This is a genomic window from Nostoc sp. 'Peltigera membranacea cyanobiont' 210A (genome assembly GCF_002246015.1).
GTDB lineage: Bacteria > Cyanobacteriota > Cyanobacteriia > Cyanobacteriales > Nostocaceae > Nostoc.
The window spans coordinates 46,972-68,469 of record NZ_NOLJ01000015.1 but is presented as its reverse complement, the minus strand read 5'-3'; the positions used below and the strand labels follow the sequence as shown (position 1 = coordinate 68,469).

At 39.9% G+C, this 21,498-nt stretch carries 21 protein-coding genes and 1 pseudogene; 10 read left to right on the top strand and 12 right to left on the bottom strand.

Features of this window, described 5'->3' with window-relative positions; all coding sequences use genetic code 11:
- The first annotated feature begins 34 nt into the window (after window positions 1–34).
- From CDG76_RS33320 to CDG76_RS36770, 3 genes are all read left to right on the top strand, one after another.
- The gene (locus tag CDG76_RS33320) at window positions 35–1,447 is read left to right on the top strand and encodes an RNA-guided endonuclease InsQ/TnpB family protein (RefSeq protein WP_094353115.1); all 1,413 of its coding nucleotides are present in this window, start codon (window positions 35–37) and stop codon (window positions 1,445–1,447) included.
- Window positions 1,448–1,518: 71 nt separating this feature from the next.
- Window positions 1,519–2,382, top strand: a complete 864-nt coding sequence (locus CDG76_RS33315) for a class I SAM-dependent methyltransferase (RefSeq protein ID WP_223265496.1) — start codon at window positions 1,519–1,521, stop codon at window positions 2,380–2,382.
- A 7-nt stretch (window positions 2,383–2,389) separates the two neighbouring features.
- Window positions 2,390–2,629, top strand: coding sequence for a hypothetical protein (locus tag CDG76_RS36770; RefSeq protein ID WP_143854215.1), 240 nt, complete (start codon window positions 2,390–2,392; stop codon window positions 2,627–2,629).
- Here the strand turns inward: CDG76_RS36770 and CDG76_RS33310 are convergent.
- Window positions 2,606–4,621 carry a protein phosphatase 2C domain-containing protein gene (locus CDG76_RS33310; RefSeq protein WP_094353113.1) on the bottom strand — a complete coding sequence of 672 codons (2,016 nt, stop codon included), beginning with the start codon at window positions 4,619–4,621 and terminating at the stop codon, window positions 2,606–2,608. The two genes, CDG76_RS36770 and CDG76_RS33310, sit on opposite strands and share 24 nt — an antisense overlap.
- 509 nt (window positions 4,622–5,130) lie before the next feature.
- Between CDG76_RS33310 and CDG76_RS33305 the strand changes: the two genes are divergently transcribed.
- Together CDG76_RS33305 and CDG76_RS33300 are read left to right on the top strand one after the other, a co-directional pair.
- Window positions 5,131–5,565 carry an NfeD family protein gene (locus CDG76_RS33305; protein ID WP_094353112.1) on the top strand — a complete coding sequence of 145 codons (435 nt, stop codon included), beginning with the start codon at window positions 5,131–5,133 and terminating at the stop codon, window positions 5,563–5,565.
- 126 nt (window positions 5,566–5,691) lie between these two features.
- Window positions 5,692–6,699, top strand: a complete 1,008-nt coding sequence (locus CDG76_RS33300; protein ID WP_094353111.1) for an SPFH domain-containing protein — start codon at window positions 5,692–5,694, stop codon at window positions 6,697–6,699.
- Between the two features lie 131 nt (window positions 6,700–6,830).
- Here the strand turns inward: CDG76_RS33300 and CDG76_RS37950 are convergent, their stop codons facing one another.
- Window positions 6,831–7,250, bottom strand: coding sequence for a pentapeptide repeat-containing protein (locus tag CDG76_RS37950; protein ID WP_094353110.1), 420 nt, complete (start codon window positions 7,248–7,250; stop codon window positions 6,831–6,833).
- 243 nt (window positions 7,251–7,493) lie between these two features.
- On the opposite strand from CDG76_RS37950, the gene CDG76_RS33290 reads away from it, so the two are divergent.
- The gene (locus tag CDG76_RS33290; RefSeq protein ID WP_094353109.1) at window positions 7,494–8,063 is read left to right on the top strand and encodes a Uma2 family endonuclease; all 570 of its coding nucleotides are present in this window, start codon (window positions 7,494–7,496) and stop codon (window positions 8,061–8,063) included.
- A 75-nt stretch (window positions 8,064–8,138) separates the two neighbouring features.
- On the opposite strand, the gene CDG76_RS33285 is transcribed toward CDG76_RS33290, so the two are convergent.
- Complete coding sequence (locus CDG76_RS33285) at window positions 8,139–8,543, bottom strand: Fur family transcriptional regulator (protein ID WP_094353108.1); 405 nt, start codon at window positions 8,541–8,543, stop codon at window positions 8,139–8,141.
- Window positions 8,544–8,869: 326 nt separating this feature from the next.
- Here CDG76_RS33285 and purQ point away from each other — a divergent pair.
- The 3 genes and pseudogenes from purQ to CDG76_RS33270 all read left to right on the top strand — a co-directional run.
- Window positions 8,870–9,385 (top strand): annotated as a pseudogene (gene purQ, locus CDG76_RS33280) (phosphoribosylformylglycinamidine synthase subunit PurQ); the annotation flags it as partial.
- 567 nt (window positions 9,386–9,952) lie between these two features.
- Window positions 9,953–10,477, top strand: coding sequence for a DUF937 domain-containing protein (locus CDG76_RS33275; protein WP_094353107.1), 525 nt, complete (start codon window positions 9,953–9,955; stop codon window positions 10,475–10,477).
- 116 nt (window positions 10,478–10,593) lie between these two features.
- The gene (locus CDG76_RS33270) at window positions 10,594–11,148 is read left to right on the top strand and encodes a pyridoxamine 5'-phosphate oxidase family protein (protein ID WP_094353106.1); all 555 of its coding nucleotides are present in this window, start codon (window positions 10,594–10,596) and stop codon (window positions 11,146–11,148) included.
- Window positions 11,149–11,189: 41 nt separating this feature from the next.
- On the opposite strand, the gene cls is transcribed toward CDG76_RS33270, so the two are convergent.
- From cls to CDG76_RS33250, 4 genes are all read right to left on the bottom strand, one after another.
- Entirely contained in the window at window positions 11,190–12,632 is a 1,443-nt protein-coding gene (gene cls / locus CDG76_RS33265) for a cardiolipin synthase (protein ID WP_094353105.1), read from the bottom strand.
- Between the two features lie 11 nt (window positions 12,633–12,643).
- A complete protein-coding gene (locus CDG76_RS33260) occupies window positions 12,644–13,480 on the bottom strand; it encodes an endonuclease/exonuclease/phosphatase family protein (protein WP_094353104.1) in 837 nt (278 codons plus the stop codon).
- 675 nt (window positions 13,481–14,155) lie between these two features.
- Window positions 14,156–14,812 carry a glutathione S-transferase family protein gene (locus tag CDG76_RS33255; protein ID WP_094353103.1) on the bottom strand — a complete coding sequence of 219 codons (657 nt, stop codon included), beginning with the start codon at window positions 14,810–14,812 and terminating at the stop codon, window positions 14,156–14,158.
- A 4-nt stretch (window positions 14,813–14,816) separates the two neighbouring features.
- Window positions 14,817–15,101: a hypothetical protein gene (locus CDG76_RS33250; RefSeq protein ID WP_094353102.1), complete on the bottom strand. Its 285-nt coding sequence runs from the start codon at window positions 15,099–15,101 to the stop codon at window positions 14,817–14,819.
- Window positions 15,102–15,278: 177 nt separating this feature from the next.
- Between CDG76_RS33250 and CDG76_RS33245 the strand changes: the two genes are divergently transcribed.
- Complete coding sequence (locus CDG76_RS33245; protein WP_094353101.1) at window positions 15,279–16,172, top strand: LysR family transcriptional regulator; 894 nt, start codon at window positions 15,279–15,281, stop codon at window positions 16,170–16,172.
- An 11-nt stretch (window positions 16,173–16,183) separates the two neighbouring features.
- Here CDG76_RS33245 and CDG76_RS33240 read toward each other — a convergent pair whose 3' ends face one another.
- The 5 genes from CDG76_RS33240 to CDG76_RS33220 form a co-directional block, all read right to left on the bottom strand.
- Window positions 16,184–16,825: a transaldolase family protein gene (locus CDG76_RS33240; protein ID WP_094353100.1), complete on the bottom strand. Its 642-nt coding sequence runs from the start codon at window positions 16,823–16,825 to the stop codon at window positions 16,184–16,186.
- Between the two features lie 134 nt (window positions 16,826–16,959).
- A complete protein-coding gene (gene rbsK / locus CDG76_RS33235; RefSeq protein ID WP_094353099.1) occupies window positions 16,960–17,901 on the bottom strand; it encodes a ribokinase in 942 nt (313 codons plus the stop codon).
- Window positions 17,902–17,980: 79 nt separating this feature from the next.
- Complete coding sequence (gene vapC, locus CDG76_RS33230; RefSeq protein ID WP_094353098.1) at window positions 17,981–18,382, bottom strand: type II toxin-antitoxin system tRNA(fMet)-specific endonuclease VapC; 402 nt, start codon at window positions 18,380–18,382, stop codon at window positions 17,981–17,983.
- The gene (locus tag CDG76_RS33225) at window positions 18,383–18,610 is read right to left on the bottom strand and encodes an antitoxin (RefSeq protein ID WP_094353097.1); all 228 of its coding nucleotides are present in this window, start codon (window positions 18,608–18,610) and stop codon (window positions 18,383–18,385) included.
- A gap of 42 nt (window positions 18,611–18,652) precedes the next feature.
- Window positions 18,653–21,436: a hypothetical protein gene (locus tag CDG76_RS33220; RefSeq protein ID WP_094353096.1), complete on the bottom strand. Its 2,784-nt coding sequence runs from the start codon at window positions 21,434–21,436 to the stop codon at window positions 18,653–18,655.
- Between the last annotated feature and the right edge of the window lie 62 nt (window positions 21,437–21,498).

Here is a 21,498-nt window from a genome sequence, read left to right as displayed (position 1 = left end):
GAACCTCCGGCTAATAGATAGGAGGTAAAAACAAGTGTATAAAACCTGTTCAATTAGAGCTAAATTTAATGATGAAGAAACAGCTTTTTGGCTAAACCAATGCGAGAATGCTAACAGCTTAATTAATTGTGCTTTGTACGAAATCAAGAAAATTCATTACGCCAAATTACAAGAAAATGGTAATACTTCGACTTCGCTCAGTACAAGTGCGTTTACTACTTATTGGCGTGATGATGATTTGCGTAGTGGATGGAAAACTTATAGATGCACTACAACTTATCCAGAATTAGATTTAATTCTTAAACAGAATGTGCATTACAAAGCAATGGCGGCTCAATCAGCGCAACAAACGTTAAAGTCGGTTGGCGAGTCGATTACAGCTTACAACGGACTGGTAAAAGTTTATTACAATGGTGAGGTCGATAAACCATCTTTGCCAAAATATCGTAAGAAGGGAGGTCTAGCTGCTGTTACGTTTCCGCGTCAGGCTCTAAATTTTAATGAGGGATATTTCAAGCCTTCAATCAGTAAGGAAAGCAAGCCAGAGTTGCTGACTGAGATTAGATTATATCTCCCAGAATTTATCGATTCAAGCTGGGTTAAGGAAGTAACAGTACGACCAAACTTTGGGCAATTATGGATTGACTGGGTAATTGATGATAGTAAAGAACCGATAGAAAATAATCCCCAATTAGATTACACGCAAGCATGGAGTTTTGACCACGGCGGATCTAATTGGCTGACAGGTGTTTCAACCCGTGGAAAAAGTTTAATTATTGATGGACGCAAACTCAGATCATTGAATCAAGGTTATTCACGTTTAGTTGCTAAATATAAGCAAGGAAAATCAGATTTTTATTGGGATTCTAACCTTGATAGAGTGCAACGCAAACGGAATAACCAAATGCGAGATGCAATTAATAAGGCTGCTAGATTCATTATCAACCAATGCCTTAACGACCAAGTAGGCAACATTGTTATTGGTTGGAATCCGGGACAAAAACAAAATTCCAACATGGGTAAACGCAATAATCAAAACTTTGTCGTTATTCCTACTAGTCGATTAATTGAGAGGTTGAAACAACTCTGCCCAGAATACGGAATTACTTTGACAATTACTGAAGAGGCATATACAAGTAAGGCATCGTTTCTTGATTGCGACTCCCTGCCCAAACACGGCGAAAAGCCCCAAGGGTGGAAAGCTTCAGGAAAGAGGATAGAACGAGGATTATATAAAAGTCGTGATGGCTTCATTGTCAATGCAGATTGCAACGGAAGCGCCAACATCATGAGAAAAGTAGCCACACAGCTAGGTTTAAATCTAGCCAAGGTGGGTAGGGCATCTTTGACAGTGCCACAACGAATTGATTTGTTTACGCGATTAAATAAATCATATCGTAAACGTTGCGGAGTCGGTCTTTTAGACCCCGTAGCAACATCAGTTTAGAATCCCCCGATTTTCAATCGAGGAAGATGTCAATAACCCTTATGCTGAAGGGGAAAATGAAAACAACAGCTATGAAATTTACACAAAATCTCATCCTCCGCCAAGGTTTACTGAAAGCCCTGACTCTAGCTTTCCTTGTATTGGCAGCTGTGATATCCCCCAATGTTTTAGCCAACGAGAGCGAAAAAGCGACATTCAACGGCGCAACTACACTTCAAACTATACTCACCAGCAGTCATCGCTCAGAGCAGAATCGCCTCCGAGACAAGTACCGCCACCCAGCCCAGACTCTCGAATTCTTCGGTCTGCACCCAAATATGACGGTGGTTGAATTGTGGCCAGGTACTGGCTGGTATACTGAGATATTAGCCCCCTTTCTAGCGTCCAAAGGACAACTGATAGTTACTAACTTTGCTCCAAGCACAAGTAAACCCGCTTTGGCTTTGCAAGAGAAACTGGCAGCGAATCCAGAGATTTTTGGTAAAGTCAAAGTAGCCCAAATCAATCCCCCAAATGAACTTACTCTAGCCCCAGAAAACTCTGTGGACATAGTTGTTACCTTCCGCAATATTCACAACTGGGTGAAAGCTGGCTATGCCGAGCAGGTTTACGCTGCGGCTTACAAAGCATTGAAGCTAGGGGGCATTTTAGGAGTGGAAGAACACCGCGCCCTTGAAGGGATTTTTTTAGAAGAGAGTATAAAAACAGGCTATATGTCTGAAGATGGGGTAATTGCTGCTGTGGAGAAGGCTGGCTTCAAATTGGTGGCCAAATCAGAGATTAACGCCAATCCAAAAGATACCAAGGACTATCCGGGCGGAGTTTGGACACTACCACCAACCTTGAGCCAAGGTGAAAAGGATAGGGAACGCTTCCTTACTATTGGGGAGAGCGATCGCATGACCCTTAAGTTTATCAAACCCAAAGCCTTGTAAGAGGGAGATGATTGAATGGGAAGACAACTTGCCTTCTGATAATCGTACAAATGGCAGCTTTTTAGCGATCGCTACTTTCTTTTCTATCACTTTGAATATAGAAGTAGTTCTTGTCAACATTGCAATGTTTCTCCCAAACATTGCAATATTTCTCATCAACATTACAATATTCCTTATCAATACTGCAATATTTCTCATCAACATTAGAACTTTTCGGTATAACCTATTTCCCAGTCGGACACGCTGACTGCACTTTTTGGGGAAGTTGCCGACACATCTGCTGGAATCCTTGAGGATTAATTTGCCACCAAGCAAATAATCCCAGACTTGTACCCCCTACAAGTAACGCCAACACTCCCCCCAGCATTACCAAACGTTTATCCCACTTTGGTTTTGTAATTAAAGTTGGTGGAATTTCTGGGTTAAGAGGTGGTTCCTCTGAAAGATCCAAATCTAGATCCAAATCTAGATCCAAATCTAGATCCAAATCTAGCAAAGCTTGCGAACTTTCTGTAAAAGAAGTTGGTTCTTCTAGTTCCTCTAGTTCTTTTAGTTCCTCTAATTCCTCTTCCTGTATTTCTGCTTCTATAATCTCTTCTGGCAACGCCGGAGTCACAGGTACTAAGTATTCTGGAGAGACGCGGCAATAAGTGAGAACAACCGAAGTATTATCACGCCCATTTTTTTCGTTTGCCAAGTTAATCCAGTTGCGGACAGCATCTTCAACTGTCATTTGCCCTGTTAACACGGGTATTGCATAATCCTGCCAAGAATGTTCCACCCAGTTATTATCACTTAAACCATCAGAACACAGCAGCAAAATGCCATCTTCTTCCAGAATAAATCGCTGAAGCTTGAGACGCAAAGATTCTGAATCTCTTGTCCCCAATGCTTGAGTTAAGGCACTTGCATCTGGTCTTAAAAGTGCCTTTCGATACAAGCTTTTAGCCAAGCGTACTTCTCGCGTTGCCACATCATCATCTACTGTTAGTAGCTGGCAATAATTGCGAGTAATCCAATAGGCACGGCTATCGCCAACATTAGCCAAATAAAGCTCATGGGTATTATTTGATTGCCACCCAGTACTTGTCTGGACTCGTTGTGGAACTTGCAACGCCATGACAATAGTTGTAGCCATGCGTTCTTTGCCCTGGCGTTTTTGTTCGTTATTGCGGGCACAAATTACATTATTTACCACCCGTAAGCTTGCTTCTAATTGTTCCTGCAACAACTCAGGTGAAAAAAGTGCAGTTTGTTCTGTCACCTCAGTTAGTAAAGCGCGAATTTGTAACTTTACAGACTGCACTGCCAACTGACTCGCAACCTCACCGCCTTCATGCCCGCCAATGCCATCGCAAACAATCGACAAGTGGCGCAATAAAGGTTCATCTAAATCACTCAAACTATTGGGATAGCAAGCATCTTCATTTTGCGCCATCATTGGGCCAATATCTGTAGAGCCTGCCACCTTCAAGACTAATGGCAATTCTGCCGCAGCCGCTAGTAGTAAATTATTGAGTTGAATATTAATTTCCTCTAACTCAATCTCAGTTTCACACATCTCCTGCACAATGTTCTGTAATCCTTTGGCTACTGATGCCTTTGCAGAAGCTACCCAAAACTGCCAACACTCCCCCAGATTTTGTAAACTCAGCTTTTCATCAGCTGGTGTTTGGTAGAGTTCCAACAGTTGCACACACCAACCTTCGACTCTCAAGTTGTCTATTACTAGTAAACTGCGGCTAAGTCCCAATTCTGCTAGAGGTGTCCAAAGTTGGAGAATTTGCCACAACCAATAAACTTGTCGTACTGCCGTGGCTTCCTCCCAAGCCTCAACAATAGTTGGATAGATATTTCCTGTCTTATCTATTGGCGCATTTTCCAATAAGAGGATATCAGTTGTATCTTGCTCAAGATTACTAACAAACCCATAAGCCTGGGGCAGATGTAACCGCTCTTGATATAACTGTAAATAAGGAAGTACTTCCGTTGGCAATTCTTCAGGTACATCTGGCGGCAGTCCCGGTTGAGTATCCAGCCAAATCTGTTGTTTAATTACCTCATACCTATCTGCTACCTTTGTGCCTGGTGGGATGTAAGCAGACAATGAGCCAGTCGCCCAAAGATAGCGATGAACCAAAGGAGTTTGGCAACTAGCACAAACGTTATCTCCCATAGGATTAATGGGGCTATTACAGCGTGGATTTATACAAAAAATTATCAGTTGAGTAGAAATCATAAATATAGGAGTTAGGAGTCAGAATTCAGGATTCAGAATTTAAGAGTCAGAATTTAGAATTCAGAATACTCTACCCAAAAAAGGATAGAGTTTGGGAATGGTAATATGTAATACTTATTTTTGCCTACAAGGGACAAGGTTTTAAACCAATATTTAGACGCAACGCTCGTTTGCCCTTAGCGTCTCCCCTTTTTCCAAAGGGAGAGGCTAGCGTCAAGGGAGAATACTCGCTACCACTGCGCTATCAAAGAGTTTACAAAATTTATACTGACTCCTGAATTCTGAGTTCTGAATTCTTCTTTATACATAAACTTCGATTAACTTTAGCTGGCAATGAATTGAAGGCTAGAATAAACTGGACTTGTGTACCGCTAGCTACACCTTGTTACTGAAATTAATCAAAATTGTTGGTATAAATACCCAGTTTTGTTTTCTGTAAATAACTTATGTCTGGCTGTATCTAATAGTAGAAATGCATTTACGTCAATCGTAGAAACTAGGATGGCGCTATGCCAAGTTTTACCTTAATCTGGCTTCTGGCAGGAGCAGTTTTGTGTTTAACAGAACTGTTCTTACCATCGGCGTTTGTCGCCTTCATGATGGGAATTAGCGCTTTTGGGGTGGCGCTGCTGTCTGGAGTGGGTATGGGAAGTGTATGGTTGCAAATTGTGGTTTGGCTCTTGCTTTCCACAGTATTAATTGTGCTTTCTCGTCGGTTTTTGCAACCAAGACAACGCAAATCAAAAATTCGGGATGCAGTCATAGCTGAAACCTTAACAGAAATTCTGCCTGGAAAAACAGGGCGGGTGCGGTATGAGGGAAATTCTTGGCAAGCAAGATGTGACGATGACAAATTTACCATACCACCGCATCAAAGAGTTTATGTGGTTAGGAGGGAAGGTACTACTTTGATTGTTGTACCGGAAAATCTGTTGAATTCTTAGGAAGGAGGCAGGAGGCAGGGGGCAGGAGGCAGGGGGCAGTAGTTCCTCGTCTTCTTTTGCTACCTTGTCCCTTACTCTCCTCTTCTTTTGAGTGACATTTAATACTTAAAAATTAGGAGATTCACAATGGAACAGTTTTTTTTACTAGTATTTTTAGCTCTTGGTGGTTCTGCTGTGGCAGGTTCGGTGAAAGTCATCAATCAGGGCAATCAAGCTTTGGTTGAAAGATTGGGTAGCTATAACAAAAAACTGGAACCAGGACTAAACTTTGTCGTTCCTTTCTTAGATAGAGTTGTTTACCGAGAAACTATCCGCGAAAAAGTCTTAGATATTCCTCCCCAACAGTGCATCACCCGTGACAACGTTGGCATTGAGGTAGATGCAGTATTTTACTGGCGCATCGTGGATATGGAAAAAGCCTGGTATAAGGTAGAAAATCTCCAGTCGGCAATGGTAAATATGGTGCTGACTCAAATTCGCGCCGAAATGGGACAACTGGAATTGGATCAAACCTTTACTGCTCGTTCTCACATCAGTGAACTTTTATTACAGGATTTGGATGTTGCTACCGATCCTTGGGGTGTGAAAGTGACACGAGTAGAACTGCGAGATATTATTCCGTCTCAGGCAGTGCGTGAATCGATGGAATTGCAAATGTCGGCAGAACGACGCAAACGGGCAGCAATTTTAACTTCTGAGGGTGAACGCGAAGCTGCTGTCAATAGCGCCAGAGGTAAAGCTGAGGCGCAAATATTGGATGCGGAAGCCCGTCAAAAATCGACAATTCTGCAAGCAGAAGCTGAACAAAAGTCAATTGTTCTGAAGGCTCAAGCAGAACGTCAGCAACAAGTTTTAAAAGCCCAAGCGATCGCAGAATCAGCAGAAATTATTGCCCAAAAACTCCAAACAAATCCCAATGCCAATAAAGCAGTGGAAGTACTGTTTGCCTTGGGTTATTTGGATATGGGCGCAACAATTGGTAGAAGCGATAGCAGCAAGGTATTATTTATAGATCCGCGTACTATTCCTGCTGCTTTCGAGGGTATGCGTTCCGTTATCTCAAATGGTCAAATTGACTCTAACGAGTTGTTTTCCAAGCAAATCCCAGGATTAGAAAATAACCGTCCTGGTTAGGAGTGAGGAGTGGCATTGGTGTCAACTTCAGTTTAAAACCCTTTTCAAACTTCGTTTCCAGTCTCAGACTGGGAACGAGACAATCACAATTATCTACTGACAATATTTTTTCAGCTATTTCTTCTCAGAATTTACCCATAGAGGTCAACTTCGCTAAAATCGGCATTATCAAAGTTGGCACCAATTAGGTTGCAATCTTCAAAGGTGGATTGCCACAAATTGGCTTGATCCCAGATAGTATTACTAAAGTTGCAGCGAACGAAGACGCATTCTACAACATTGTTAATCCCAGTAAAGTCGGAACCACTGAAATCGGTTTCTTGCCAATTACAGTGGCCCCAGACAGTATATCGAAAATTAGCTTCTCTCAAAATAGCACCACTAAAGTCAACACTGAGGGCGGAACCCTCCAGATTAATACCACTGAGGTCAACACCTTTGGGCAAATCTTCACGCCAGTCATCAATAGCAACATAAGTAAAATCTCGCTCCCCGGCAGCATATCTCCTCAACAATTCTTCAACAGTAATTTTTTGTCTTTTGACCTTCATTTTTCAACACCATACTTGCTTTGGTTCGGACGGTAGCACTATAACTAGTGGTAGCTGTGAAGCCCTTATGTAGTCAATTAGTGCGATATCTACAACGGGCAACACCTCACATTTCATCTAGCCCATTTGATAAAATTACAATGGTTAGTGAAAAAAATGCAATGTCTATGACGGGCTATCGCTATACACTACCGTCTGATTCTTCTCATGATGAAATAATCAAGTTTTGATAAGTTAAAAATTATGACATTATCTATTAAGTCAACTACAGCATTAAATGTAGAAGAGTTCTTAAAACTACCAGAGACAAAACCAGCAAGCGAGTATTTTAACGGGCAAATATACCAAAAACCTATGCCCCAAGGAGAACACAGTACTTTACAAATTGAATTAGCTTCTGCCATAAATCAAGTTGCAAAACTACAAAAATTAGCTTATGCCTTTCCTGAATTACGCTGTACATTTGAAGGTCGTTCGATAGTACCAGATATTGCTGTGTTTGAATGGCAAAGAATTCCATTGCTTCCTAATGGAAAAATTACAAATAAATTTGAGATTCCTCCAGATTGGATAATTGAAATTCTCTCACCAGAGCAATCACCTAACCGAGTTATCCGCAAAATTACATTTTCTATTCAAAATGGAGCAAAGCTAGGTTGGTTGCTCGATTCTGCTGATGAGTCAATCATGATTTTTGAACCCAATAAATTACCAGAATTAAAAGAACAGCAAGATATTTTACCCGTTTTGAGTGTTTTGGAAAATTGGCAATTAACAGTTGCAGATGTATTTAGTTGGTTGAGTTTTATTTAAAAAAAGCATTTATTACAGCAGAATTCAGAATTCAGAAGTAAAAAACGCTTTATTCCTCTCATAAAATTGGTATGATTATTGACCAATCTCAGGAGCTTGGTTTACCTGACATTGACTGCACAACCCAAAAAACTCTAGGGTGTGGTAAAAAACTTTAAACTTATGGCTTGATTCTAGCTGGTTTTCTAAATCATGAACTGGGCATTGATTAATCAGAATTGAGACACCACATTGCAAGCAAGTTAGGTGGTGTTTGTCTTGCTGCGCTAGGCTGTAGAGGGCTTCACCGTTAGCTAAATTCCGCACTTGTACCATGCCTTCTAGTTTTAAGGCTTCTAGAGAACGGTAAACTGTTGCTAAACCCATACTCTGATTCGTATTACGTAGTTCTACGTAAATATCTTGGGCGGAAATGCCTTTTTTGATAGTTTTCAGTAGGTTGAAAATACGCTCTTGACTGCGGGTGCGTATAGCTCTCATAGACAATTATTTAAGTATGCCACTGTAGTTTGAAGCTGTTAGATGAGCTAATCGATCGATTAACTTTAACCGCTTCGTAATCTTATTTTCACTCAGTTGGAACAGAAAGTTATAGTATAGCGATCGCAGCATTCAGCAAAAGCCCGTGCAAACCAAGTATCTAGCCAAAATTTTCGTGACCCTTCGTCCTTCAGTTTTAGACNGTCTAAAACTGAAGGACGAAGGGTCACGAAAATTTTGGCTAGATACTTGGTTTGCACGGGCTTTTGCTGAATGCTGCGATCGCTATACTATAACTTTCTGTTCCAACTGAGTGAAAATAAGATTACGGGGATTATCTGCGCTGTGGTGCGATCGCACGTTTTTCACCCGTGATGCAGCAGGTTGTGGAACACGCCCAAAAGGGTAAGTTTGTCCTCGGTATTTGTAATGGGTTTCAGGTATTAACTGAAGCTGGACTATTGCCAGGGGTGTTAACCAGAAACCGGGATTTACATTTTATTTGCGATCGCGTCCCCTTGAAAGTTGAGCGTACTAATCTATGGACGCAAGCTTATACAACTGGTGAAGTTATCACTTTGCCCATTGCCCACGGAGAGGGTAGATTCTACGCTGATGCAGCCACTCTCGCAGAAATTGAAGATAACGGGCAAGTCTTGTTTCGCTATGAAGGGGAAAATCCCAACGGTTCACTGAACAACATTGCCGGGATTTGCGATCGTCGGGGCAATGTATTGGGAATGATGCCGCACCCAGAAAGGGCATCAGACGCAATGCTAGGGGGTAGTGATGGCTTGAGGTTGTTTCAAGGCTTACTAGAGAAAGTAGCGGCATTAGCGTAGAGCAAATATCGGTCAAATAAATCGAGCGTTTTGCGATCGCTGTCTGAAACATAGATGAATATTCTTCTACAGACAGCGATTTATTCTTTTTAGTTGGAACTTTAAAGAATTTCTCATATGATGTCCGGGTAATTAACCATAATAACCGGAACCCCACCCCGCAAAAGCTCCGCTTTAGCTCCCCTCCCCGCTTGCGGGGAGGGGTCGGGGGTGGGGTTCTTTTATTATGGGTGATTTGACGGACATGATATCAACACCAAACCACGACGCATTAAGGGTTTAAGGCTAGCGATGCCTGCGGCGGATTACACCTACGCATCTGAGATTGTAGTAGAAAAACAAAAAACATCAGGGTAAAATTACTTGCCAATCTGAGTTAAATCGAAGCACAGAATTTGTCATTGCTCGATCGATTTCTCATACTTGAGCTAGTAGCTGTTAAAATTTTATTCGTTAATTATAAGTTTACGTGTTCTAATCTTTTAATAGACTTACAAAAGTCCGTGTACACAAAAAACTTCCAGCCAGTTTTGGCAAGTTTTTGAGAACAAAGAGAGAAACAAACTTATGGGACTTTTCGATCAAATTCTTGGTGCTGTCGCTAATCCCAATCAACAGGGCAGCTTAGGTCAAATAGGAAGCATTGTTAACACTGTACAGCAGTTGAGCGATCGCACAGGCGCAGATCCTTCTACCATTCAATCAGTTTTGTCAATTGTGGGTGGTCAAGTGCGTTCTGCTTTACAAGACAAACAAGCCACAGATGGTAATGAAGCCACACAAAATTTAGTCAGTCAATACGCTGGTACTTCTCCCAACCCCCAAGCCGTCAATTCGTTGTTTTCTCCTCAGATACAACAGCAAGTAGCTCAAGTTGCTGCCCAACGCACTGGGTTGGATGCTGGTATCGTTCAACAATTGCTGCCTTTGGCAGTACCTTTGGTGCTAAAGTTTTTGCAATCAGGAGCCAATGCTCAAAATCCCCAAGCTGGTGGAAATCCTGTCCTAAATTCCTTTTTGGATGCTGATGGTGATGGTGATGTCGATATCGCTGATGCCATCCAAATGGCTAGTCGGTATATGAGACAGTAACAGTTTTCCCCACTCCCTTCCGATAAACCAGACATCAGTAATTATACCTTGCTAGATTTTTAGCTAAGACATAGGCTGAGAAAACGATCAATTTGTAAATATAAATCAGACAGTCTATGTCTAAATTGTTTGACTGTATTACTGAAGAACTGCAAGACTTTATTGCTGCCCAACACCTTTTCTTTGTTGGCTCTGCACCTTTGAGTCCTACAGGTCATGTTAACCTGTCTCCTAAAGGTCAAGACTGCTTTCGTATCTTGTCTCCCAACCGAGTAGGTTATGTAGACCTCACAGGTAGTGGTAACGAAACATCAGCCCATTTGCAAGAAAATGGGCGGATAACCTTCATGTTTTGTGCTTTTCAAGAACCCGCGTGTATCTTGCGTCTTTACGGTCAAGGAACCACGATTTTACCGAGTTCTCCAGAGTGGGACTCCCTCTATTCTCTGTTTTTGCCCATACCTGGAACTCGTCAAATTATCGTCGCTGACATTGAAAAAATCCAGACTTCCTGTGGTTTTGGGGTACCACTCTATGAATATCAAGGTCAGCGCCAGACTTTAGTAAACTGGGCTAGTAAAAAAGGCGAAGAGGGAGTTCGAGAATATCAACAGAAGAAAAATCTTGTCAGCATTGACGGTTTAGCGACACCACTGAGTAAATTACCCTAACTTTGCCTGATGGATTATTCTATTAATCCATATATTAGCGATCAAAGTAAAGGAGTCAGCAATCGAGAGACTCTCACAGCTAACTTAAACCAAAAAGGTTTTTTATCGTACTCATTAAGATCGACAGCAACACAGACAGCTAAATCATCCTCTAACATCTTTTTCACACTTTGGACAAACCCACACTCGGTAACAAAACCCATAACTTCAAAATTTAGAGAAAACGAGCGATTATCTAAGTTAACAGTTCCTACCCCTGCTAGATTCTCATCAATGACTATAATTTTTTGATGCATAAACCCATTTTTGTAACGATACAACTTGATACCGATTTTTTCCATTTCGGTGTAGTAAGAGAAGGAACATAAATAAACAAATAAATGATCGGGTCGATTTGGTAAGAGAATTCGCACATCGACACCTCGCATTGCTGCCAGTTTTAAGGCTGACAATGTTGCCTCATCCGGCACAAAGTATGGACTAGCAATCCAGAGATGAGTTTGAGCTTGATTAATTAGTTCGACAAAAAAAAGCTTACAAGCTGGCAGATGATCTGCCGGGCCTGTAGGAAGTATAAATACAGTTTGATTAGTTTCCCGATTAATTTTTACCTGCCAGTTAACTTCGAGAAGTTTTCGAGTTGCCCAATACCAATCTCGCACAAAAGAGTTTTGTAGGCTTTGTACACTTGGGCCTTCAAGCATGATATGAGTGTCACGCCAAGGACTCAAACGAGGATTTTTTCCTAAATATTCATCACCAATATTCAATCCACCTACAAATGCTATTTCTCCATCCACTACCAAAATTTTCCGATGATTGCGAAAATTAAATTGGAACCGATTACCCTGACCTTTAGTGGTGTTAAATGCACTTACTGCAATTCCATGCTGTTGTAGAGATTGGATATAAGGGCGAGATAGTTTCTTGGAACCAATTTCATCGTAGAGAAAATAGATGCTTATTCCTTGCTTGGCTTTAGCAATCAATGCTTCTTTAAACTCATTACCTGATTCGTCATCGTTAACAGTATAGAATTGAAACAAAATATAATTTGTCGCCGATGCAATCTTTTTCAGCATCGCTTCATAGGTTTGCTGACCATTAATCAGTAATTCGGCAGCATTGCCTGATGTGAAATAAATTTCTGTAAAAGCCTCCGCTAAAGGTTGCAACTGGGCTAGATTATCTGGTGGCGCAACCTGAAATTTAATCAGTTCGCTATAAGTAGAATGAAAAAGCTTATAGTGTTGTGCATAGACTGAGCGTAGTGTTTCAGCATATCCATGAAATTTAGTTCTTCCTAAAATCCAATACAACGGAATCGTTAGCCAGGGAAAGGTAATTAGAGAAATGCTCCAGGCAATTGCCCCTTGGGAAGAACGCACATTCATCACTGCATGGGCTGCATGTATAACTCCCACGAAATGAACAACAACTGTAGCTGTGCTAAAAATAGCTAGAACACCAGCATCTACAAGCATCTTAATTTTTTTTAAGTATTGGTATAAGTAAATTCTGCCAGCAATGGCTTATGATCGGATGAACAAATTTGGTCTAGCACTTTAGCACTAGCTTTCTTCACACTGATATCTCTATAAAAGATATGATCTAAAGGAGGTGACAACAGGAAGCGTTTAATTTTCTCCTTCTCATCAGGTGCGAAAATTACAGGCGTTAATCCTAATTGAGTTGTTACTTGATTGAGAATAACTGCTCTTTTTCGACTCCAAGTATTGAAATCTCCTGAAAATATTAGTGCCCCCCGATGTATAGATAAGGCTTGCTCTAATTCATTTAGTTGGATTTTAAATTTATTTAAATCTACAAAATTGATCAGATGAGTATTGATTGTCATGAGAGTTATGCTTTGCTCAGATAGCAGATACTCAGTGATTAAAGAAATTTTAGGAGTTTTAACAATCGGCTCATGATGTTTAGTGGTTATAACTTTTTTTGTAATCGGACTGATTGTTGATGCTGTAAAGATTCCTGAATAAGTTTGATGATGAATATCTACAAAATTAGGAGCAAAACTCCAATTCATTTTCAACCATTTTGCCCATTCGTCTGCCTCTAACTTTAAAGAAAATTCTTGTAAAAATATGAGGTTTGGTTGATAAGTTGCAATTATTTTGGAAAAATCTTCTAACCAAGCGTTATTGTAGTTTTGTTTAGCAATATTCCAACTGAGAACTTTAATTGATTTACTATTAATTTCTGTTTGAATTGAACTATTTTTATCAATTGTGAGTTCTTGTAAACGAAAAAATCTATAACCCGGAACAAATTTTGTAACGAGAGTGTTTACGTGTTCTTGAATATTAGGCATTACTAATATTAAAATGGATTTATTCTAGCTTAACGCTATTAAACAGTCGTTAGAGAAGAATAGCACGTTTGGAAAGCTATAAGCTATGCTCCATAAGCACTAGAGCTTGAACAGTGTCGGGATGGATCGGGCGATTTTCCTGGATAGACCTTACAGTTTAGCAGGGTGGTTTAAGAGAGCGATCGCAATCCTAAATGATTTGTAAGAAAATTCATCTCCCGCTAACGCCGTCCCCCCAAAGCATCAAAGGGACTATAGGGAGGTCATAACTATTTAAAATTATCAATATCTAATAGGACTTACGCAAAACTATGATAAAACGAACCGCGTTCGCGCAGCGTCTCGTTAGAGAAGGACGCAAAGGACACGAAGGAATAAGAGTTTGAGAGACTTTTTGCGTAAGTCCTGTCTAAAAAAGAATGTAGAGACATAGCATTGCTATGTCTCGGCATAAGGGTTCTAGATAACACATATTTAATTTCTGGAAATGTCTAGTAGCAATATCTCTTTGATTTGCATCTATAATTCAATACGGTTCAGTTAAGGCTAAAAGTCTTTGTCAAAGTCAACTTTTTTAACGAACCGCAGAGGCGCAGAGGAAACAGAGAGAAGAGAAAAAATGCTTAACTGAACCGTATTAATCTAGAATTGAAGTTTTTCTTATTTCCTATTTCCCTAAAACTCATATTGGGGAATAACTTCTGTCTCATTCTTTGCTGCATTTATCCACTCTTGCATTGCTGGAAGTGCCAAAACTGACTCCACGTAATCTCTAGAAACAGTATCTAACTGCACCTCATAGGCGATAAACCGCAGGACAACTGGAGCAAAAAATGCATCGGCAATCGTGAAATTGCCAAATAACAAATTGCCACCAGCCCCAAACTTTTGACGTGATTCTTGCCAGATGCTAGTAATGCGGTCAATGTCTTGTTGTACGCCGGGTTCTAAACCTTTACCAGGATATTTAGTACGGCAGTTCATTGGCATATTCTGACGCAGGTTTTGAAATCCTGAGTGCATTTCCGCACTGACAGAACGAGCTAATGCTCTTGCGGCCTTATTCTCTGGCCACCATTGCAGGGTTGGAAAAGTTTCAGCTAGATATTCACAAATAGCGAGAGAATCCCACACCGTTTGCGTATCGTGCAATAACACAGGTACTTTTCCTGATGACGAGTATTGCCGAACCTTTGATGAAAAATCTGGGTTGTTGTAGAGAGGAATCCGAATCTCATTGAATTCCAAACCGAATTGCTTCATCGCTAACCAAGGACGAAGTGACCAAGATGAATAATTTTTGTTGCCGATTACTAAAGTAAGTTGTGTCATATTTTTAATACCTATAAACTTGTTCAATCCACATAGACACATCAGTTTCAGAACCTGAAGAAAAAGATTTTCCGGTTGCCGGGTCGTAAGCTTGCCAATAGATATTACCGTGGCGGTCAACCTTTTGCCAAACTTGTAATTCATTCGGATCTGCTAGGAGGTTTTTGACAAAATTTTCCCAAATCATATACAGATATTTCCAGAAGTTTGAGTGGAATTTTTTCTGTAATGACGGACTACAATTTATTTCTATATCTTCTGTTTGTAAACACTTAATGTTATTGTTCATAAAATTATTCCTGAAAGTTGCTCAGTAAATAAAACAGTAACAACATCTCAGTTAGGAATCAAATCATGGCTTGCATAGGTTCTATAAATAGGATTTATAGATATGAAAAATCACTAATACAACCTTTTTGCCACAATAAAGTCAGGATGTGTATACCCTTGTTCTCATCAATTGCCTATGAAACTCTCCCAACTCCGAGCTATAGTTGCAGTAGCAGATCGTGGTAACTTTAGTGAAGCAGCCTTAGAATTGCAGCTTTCCCAGCCTGCAATTAGTCATGCCATTGCTACCCTAGAAGAAGAATTAGGTGTGCCATTATTTGCGAGAGGTCGTCACGGTGCTGTGCTGACACCTGCTGGAGAGCGCATTTTGTGTCATGCGCGTCAAGCAATGCAGCATCTAAAGATGATGCAACACGAAGCAAACTTGCATAAAGGTTTACACGGTGGTCATGTGCGAATTGCGGCTTTTCGGAGCGTCGCTACCCATCTATTACCAAAAGCGATCGCCCAATTTCACAATCAATTCCCAGAAATTGCTGTCACAATCATAGAGTGTGCTGCTTTCACGGATGTAGAGCAGTGTCTGCACGATGGACGTGCCGATATTGGTATTACCTGTCTGCCAACTGGTGAAGAATTTGAAACCTGGGAAATTTTTCGGGATGAATATATAGCTTTACTACCACCAGATACCAAAATTAGCAGTCCGCAAATTACTTGGGAAGACATAGCAGCGTATCCACCGGTTTTGCTTCCTTGTACACCCTGTGGACGCATTCTTCACAACCATCTGAAGACTTTAGCAATTCCAATCCATACTGCTAGCGACATTCAAGAAGATTCCACAGTCGTTAGTATGGTGAATCAAGGACTGAGAGCAGCTATTATGCCTCGTTTAGCAGCTGTACCCATTCCCCCAAAGGTGCAAGTATACAGTTTACCTGCACCGCTTGAAAGAGTCATTGCAACTGCAACTTTATCTAACGCTCTGCAAGTACCTGCGGTATTCACATTTTTGGAGATGTTGAGTAAATTTGATTTTTATAGTTTAGCTAAATTCACTTATTGAACGCATCCAAATTACGAATTACTTAAACCGATGCCTCCTTTCGCGAATTCTTCAACAGTTTTTTGGGAGAATTCATGAGTTGCGATCGCCTGCAACATTGCCAGTGGTAAAGTCAAATGATCCGCCCCGGCTTGCAACGATGCGGCTGCTTCTTCAGGAGATTTGATACTAGCTGCCAAGATTTCCGTATCACTACCTTTGAGTACGCTAGCCATATCCCGCACTAAAACAATACCGTCACCTAATAATCGGGTAGCTCGATTTACATAAGCTATGGCAATTTTAGCTCCTGCTTCTCGTGCCACTGCTGCCTGGGCTGCACTATAAATCGCTGTCACCGAACAGGTAATTTCTGGTGATAGACTCGCCACCACTTCAAACCCTAACGGTGTTGCGGGAATCTTCAAAATTGTTTGTGAACCAATAATCTCGAAAGCTTTTCTACCTTCAGCTAGCATCCCAGCTTTATCGGATGCCATAAGTTGATAGTATAACGGGCCATTTGTCAAGGCAACCAATTTTTTGAGCGTGGTTTCTGGTGGAGTATCGCTTTGAGATAACAGCGTGGGATTCGTTGTAATACCTTTTACCCATCCCCAAAGCTTAACAACTTCAGCTTCCGATGCGATCGCGGAGTCTAGATATAGTGCCATACTTAATTCCTCACTTTTCCTATCTGCATTTCTCCTGGTACACACCCTACATCGTTTAGAAGCTCCGCATTGATATTTCTGCCAATCCTCATCAGATAAGTATTTTACCTGCTTATCTATGCTTTTTTAAATACCTACCCTTGAAAACCACCATTCATTCCCCTTTCCTTAAGAAATGCATCAAATGTAAACCTATCAGGTAGCGAAGTTTGTGCGCCTGGTTTTGTGGCTGTCAAAGCACCCGCTGCTGCACCCCAAACAACTGCTTGATGTAAGGAAAGTCCTTCAAAAAGTGCCGCCGCTAAACCACCATTAAAAGCATCGCCTGCGGCTACTGTATCAACTGCATGAACTGAAAACGCAGGTACAAAAAACTTTTCTTCAGCAGTGGCGCAAAAAACACCTTTAGCACCTAGTTTGACGATCGCACATTTCACACCCCGTTGCAATAAAACCGCAGCCGCTTTGGCGGCTTGTTCCTCTCCATTCACAGGAAAACCCACTAACTGCGCTGCTTCAACTTCATTGGGTGTAATAATATCAACCAATGGATACAGTTCATCTGGTAAATTAGATTGTGCGGGTGCGGGATCGAAAATTACTTTTATATTTGCACCTTTTGCGGCTTTAGCAGCAGCAACCACGGCAGTAATAGGAATTTCTAGTTGTAAAAGTAGTGCTGTAGCTTCTGGTAATAAGTGGGATAATCGCTCTACATCTTCTTGATTGACGCGCCCATTTGCACCAGGAATGACAACGATTTGATTTTCACCAGTCTGACTCACGGTGATGCTCGCAACTCCAGAACTAACAGTTTTATCCACAAAAATGTTATCAGTCTGCACACCAGATGTTTGCAAATTGTTCACGAGTTCCGTACCAAAATCGTCTGCACCTACACGCCCTACTATCTGGGTAGGAATGCCCAATTTTGCTAATGCTACGGCTTGATTGGCTCCTTTACCTCCTGAAACTTTAAAAAAGTCTTCTCCTAGTAACGTTTCTCCTGCAACTGGCAACCGGGGTGTTGTTGCTACCAAGTCTATATTGATGCTGCCGAAGACGATAATACTCATAATGCCGATCTTAAAGTTATTTTGATTGATATTACAGGATGCCAGTAACGCAATATCATCACATCTCGCATATTGACAACTACTCAACCCAGTTTTCTAATAGGAGCGTAGGAATACGAGAAAACTCTCGCAAATTATTGGTGACTAGGGTAACTCCTAGACTCAGCGCATCAGAAGCAATGAGCATATCCATTGCACCAATAATAAGTCCTCTACTTTCGAGATCTCTTCTGATGCTGCCGTAAATCGTTGCAGATGCTTGATTGAATTCGACAATTTCTAGAGGTAGCAGAAATTGCATCAGGGCGATGCGGTTTTTCTCTTGCTGTTGGCTTTTCGCAACTCCATATTCTAGTTCGGCAATGGTGATAGAGGAGATACCAACATCAGAAATGCTAAGGGTTTGAAATTTATCCAGTACTTTTTGGGGTTTTTGCTTTATCAGGTAAATGCAGATGTTTGTATCAAGCAGGTATCGCATTTAAAAGCTCTCTCTGGTGTCGAGGAGTGGCTGATCTCTGGTAGTCATGAAGTCATCAGAAAAATTGTCTAGACTATCAATGAGGGATTCCCAAGGGTTGTCTTTGGCAATCAGGACAATGGCGTTACCAATTTTTTTGATATAAACTTCAGTACCAGTAAGTTGAAAGTCTTCGGGTAAAATAACGATTTGGTGAGTGCCATCAGTGGTGAGTTTAGCAGTGTTCATGGTGGTGTTTAAGGATTATTAATACAGAAACCAAAACATGGGTTATGTTGCTGATATTGAATGTCTACAGGAATCAGAACGGCACACGCGAACTTGCTTATTCTTTTGATTAACTGTCAGCATCATCCCTCGTGTTCGACATTGAGGACAATTAGAACCAGTTATCTTTCTTTCTTCAGGCAGTTTGATTGAGTGATTACAAGAATGACACTTACGGTAACGCTTGTTATTCGGACTAATTTCCATTCCTATCGTGCCGCATTTTGGGCAAATATCGCCTTGAGTATAAGTATTGCTGTGTTGTGTCCCACTTCCGCAGTGGATGCAAATATAATATTTATCTTCTTTTGATTGGTACTTACTCTCCCTACTGTCAACTATGGCACTGCATCCCCAGCATTCGTTCAAATAAATATTATGGTCATGACCTTCTCCATGTTTGCAAGAAAAAACTGTAACCCTGAATTTAGTACTAAATTGAGAATATTCTATATTGTGCGGCATTATATCTTCACATACAGAACACTTAAGCCTTGAACGAATTTCGTTAATGCGATTAATCCACCCTGATAGTTTTGGTAAGTAATCCTCCGGCTTTCTCAAATCAGGCATAGATGGCACAATATCTACTGCTTTAAAAAGTTCTAGTAAAGACCAGTTTTTCCAATCTTGTGAACATTCAGCAGATAAACGCGCTCCATACAAACCAAAATTTGAATTTGAGCTTCTGTTTGGTTCAAATAAGTTACAGTTATTTCTTGCACGCGGGCAATAAGCGCTAGTTACTATTTTAGCCTCACCTGTTGTTTGAACTTCTTCTCTCTCCCATAGTTTTCCTTCACAGTATTTAACTTTCACCTCTGTAGGTTTGCAGTAAGGCAATAACGGATCAAGATTTATAGGCTCAGTAGACTTTTTAGAATATTGAATTACATAATTTGTTAATAATTTGTGTACTTCCTGGAAAACTTCATTGCTTCGATTTGGATATTCCTTAGCCCATAGTATTTTCAGGACACATCTTATCAAATCATCATTCTCTGGACTAGTGTTATGAATACGTTTAAACTCAGTAAGAAATAGAGAAATATTTGTATTTTCTTTTGCTAGGCGATATACACATAGTATTTTTGCTTCTCTTGACAAATAATGCCAAATAAATAAGGAGCCATCTGCTATAAAACTCCACACTAATCGTATTTGATCTTCTGGAAGCAAAAAATGGAATATTTTAAGGATTGGTTCTTTGTATCTTACTCCTTCTGGAAGTTTGTCAATTAATATTATACGTTCTTCATTGGAAACAGCATTAATCACATTACCAATTTTTTGGATGATATCTTGATTTTCTAATTTACATTCTGCTTTCAGCTTTGATAATAGTATTAATATTCTTTCTTTTGGCGGCAAAAACTCTAATATTTCATCCCATTTTTTAACGCTATCTGGTAGTTCAGATAACAAAAATTGAAGTTTATCACTTGAACTATTAGTAAGAATTTTTGCAATACGGGATATAACTTTAGTATTTTCACTAACAATATTGTTTAGCCTTGTGCTAAGAATAGTAATTTGTTCAACAGCAGGTAAAAATTTTAAAATCGCGTCGTGAGATTTAACTAAATCGTTGTGTCTAAATATAGAAATTAGTTTTGTTATATCTTCTTCTGCTGAATTTTCAAGTATCTCTGCAATTATCAAAATATCATCTTGATAATTTAAATCTTGTTGATTACTTATTTGACTTACAAGAATACCAATACGTCTATCTGCTGATGCTATAGACCAAATCTGTTGTTCCAGAATAATATAATCAGGTATAATTTTCCAAAAAATGCCTAATTTTGAATTTACTAAAATCTCTCGCAATTCAGATAAAAATATGTTTCTATTAAAAACACATTTTATATTGCTAATCAGTTCAATCAAGCATCTTACGTGTAATTTTATATTGAGTCGTTTACGATCTTCTGGATAATTCACATATAATTTATATACTTTGCTGATAATTTGATCGCATATTTTCAAATTTTCCTTTTGAAGATTTGAGATAATATTAAATATCTCCTGTCTCAAAGCAGTATCTATTTCTATACTTAAATCATCAGGTAAAAGCCGTAAGCATAATTTTAGCTGTTTATTATATGGCAACAATTGTCGAATATTTCGAGCTTTATAGTGTATCAGAATAGTCTCTGGCACGTAATCTAAAAAACGTTTCATTTGCCACGGAAGAAAACTCTTTAATTTTTTATCTGCTAAATATATTGCGTCCTCAATTGAGCTATTATTTAGATATCCCCAAAATGCCAAAGCACAAAATCTAGGATCATTGTGATTTAAGCAATGTTGAATAATATCTGAGTCGGTTTCTTTTTTTAAATCTAGTAAATGTACATTTTTTGCTCTATACCCGTCACCATATTTTCGCAGTTCAAACTTTACGAGTGTGCCTTCTTTTAAATCAGCTTCTAAAAAATGGATTTCGTTTTTATGGAGCAAGGTATTATCTTGATATTGGCATTCGATAGACCAATAATTATTTTTACTTGTTCTCCCTATATTTGTATCAAAGGTTTTTATCCTACCTATCTCTTTAAATAAATTCAAGTTTGTAGCAAATTGTTTATTAGTCTGCAAATTTATAACTAATTCAAAAGTGACTAATGTTCCTTCAATCAAACTACTTTCTGAACAATGCACTTCTTCTCGATAGACTTTTATATCGTCTGTTCTTCCTTCGCGTCCAATATATCCAAAATCATTTTCCCGACCTCTTTGACGATCATAGCCACCAAACCACTTTATAAAACCAATTTCTCTCATCGCGTACCTGTGTTTAGCTAGTTTATACGGCTAGTATTCCCACAGGTATGCGATTTGTCACA

Excerpts from the sequence above, each read along its gene's own strand:
- CDG76_RS33315 (WP_223265496.1), top strand. The coding sequence starts at position 1,519 with ATGAAATTTACACAAAATCTCATCCTCCGCCAAGGTTTACTGAAAGCC.
- CDG76_RS36770 (WP_143854215.1), top strand. The coding sequence starts at position 2,390 with ATGATTGAATGGGAAGACAACTTGCCTTCTGATAATCGTACAAATGGC.
- CDG76_RS33310 (WP_094353113.1), bottom strand. The coding sequence starts at position 4,621 with ATGATTTCTACTCAACTGATAATTTTTTGTATAAATCCACGCTGTAAT.
- CDG76_RS33305 (WP_094353112.1), top strand. The coding sequence starts at position 5,131 with ATGCCAAGTTTTACCTTAATCTGGCTTCTGGCAGGAGCAGTTTTGTGT.
- CDG76_RS33300 (WP_094353111.1), top strand. The coding sequence starts at position 5,692 with ATGGAACAGTTTTTTTTACTAGTATTTTTAGCTCTTGGTGGTTCTGCT.
- CDG76_RS37950 (WP_094353110.1), bottom strand. The coding sequence starts at position 7,250 with ATGAAGGTCAAAAGACAAAAAATTACTGTTGAAGAATTGTTGAGGAGA.
- CDG76_RS33290 (WP_094353109.1), top strand. The coding sequence starts at position 7,494 with ATGACATTATCTATTAAGTCAACTACAGCATTAAATGTAGAAGAGTTC.
- CDG76_RS33285 (WP_094353108.1), bottom strand. The coding sequence starts at position 8,543 with ATGAGAGCTATACGCACCCGCAGTCAAGAGCGTATTTTCAACCTACTG.
- CDG76_RS33275 (WP_094353107.1), top strand. The coding sequence starts at position 9,953 with ATGGGACTTTTCGATCAAATTCTTGGTGCTGTCGCTAATCCCAATCAA.
- CDG76_RS33270 (WP_094353106.1), top strand. The coding sequence starts at position 10,594 with ATGTCTAAATTGTTTGACTGTATTACTGAAGAACTGCAAGACTTTATT.
- cls (WP_094353105.1), bottom strand. The coding sequence starts at position 12,632 with ATGCTTGTAGATGCTGGTGTTCTAGCTATTTTTAGCACAGCTACAGTT.
- CDG76_RS33260 (WP_094353104.1), bottom strand. The coding sequence starts at position 13,480 with ATGCCTAATATTCAAGAACACGTAAACACTCTCGTTACAAAATTTGTT.
- CDG76_RS33255 (WP_094353103.1), bottom strand. The coding sequence starts at position 14,812 with ATGACACAACTTACTTTAGTAATCGGCAACAAAAATTATTCATCTTGG.
- CDG76_RS33250 (WP_094353102.1), bottom strand. The coding sequence starts at position 15,101 with ATGAACAATAACATTAAGTGTTTACAAACAGAAGATATAGAAATAAAT.
- CDG76_RS33245 (WP_094353101.1), top strand. The coding sequence starts at position 15,279 with ATGAAACTCTCCCAACTCCGAGCTATAGTTGCAGTAGCAGATCGTGGT.
- CDG76_RS33240 (WP_094353100.1), bottom strand. The coding sequence starts at position 16,825 with ATGGCACTATATCTAGACTCCGCGATCGCATCGGAAGCTGAAGTTGTT.
- rbsK (WP_094353099.1), bottom strand. The coding sequence starts at position 17,901 with ATGAGTATTATCGTCTTCGGCAGCATCAATATAGACTTGGTAGCAACA.
- vapC (WP_094353098.1), bottom strand. The coding sequence starts at position 18,382 with ATGCGATACCTGCTTGATACAAACATCTGCATTTACCTGATAAAGCAA.
- CDG76_RS33225 (WP_094353097.1), bottom strand. The coding sequence starts at position 18,610 with ATGAACACTGCTAAACTCACCACTGATGGCACTCACCAAATCGTTATT.
- CDG76_RS33220 (WP_094353096.1), bottom strand. The coding sequence starts at position 21,436 with ATGAGAGAAATTGGTTTTATAAAGTGGTTTGGTGGCTATGATCGTCAA.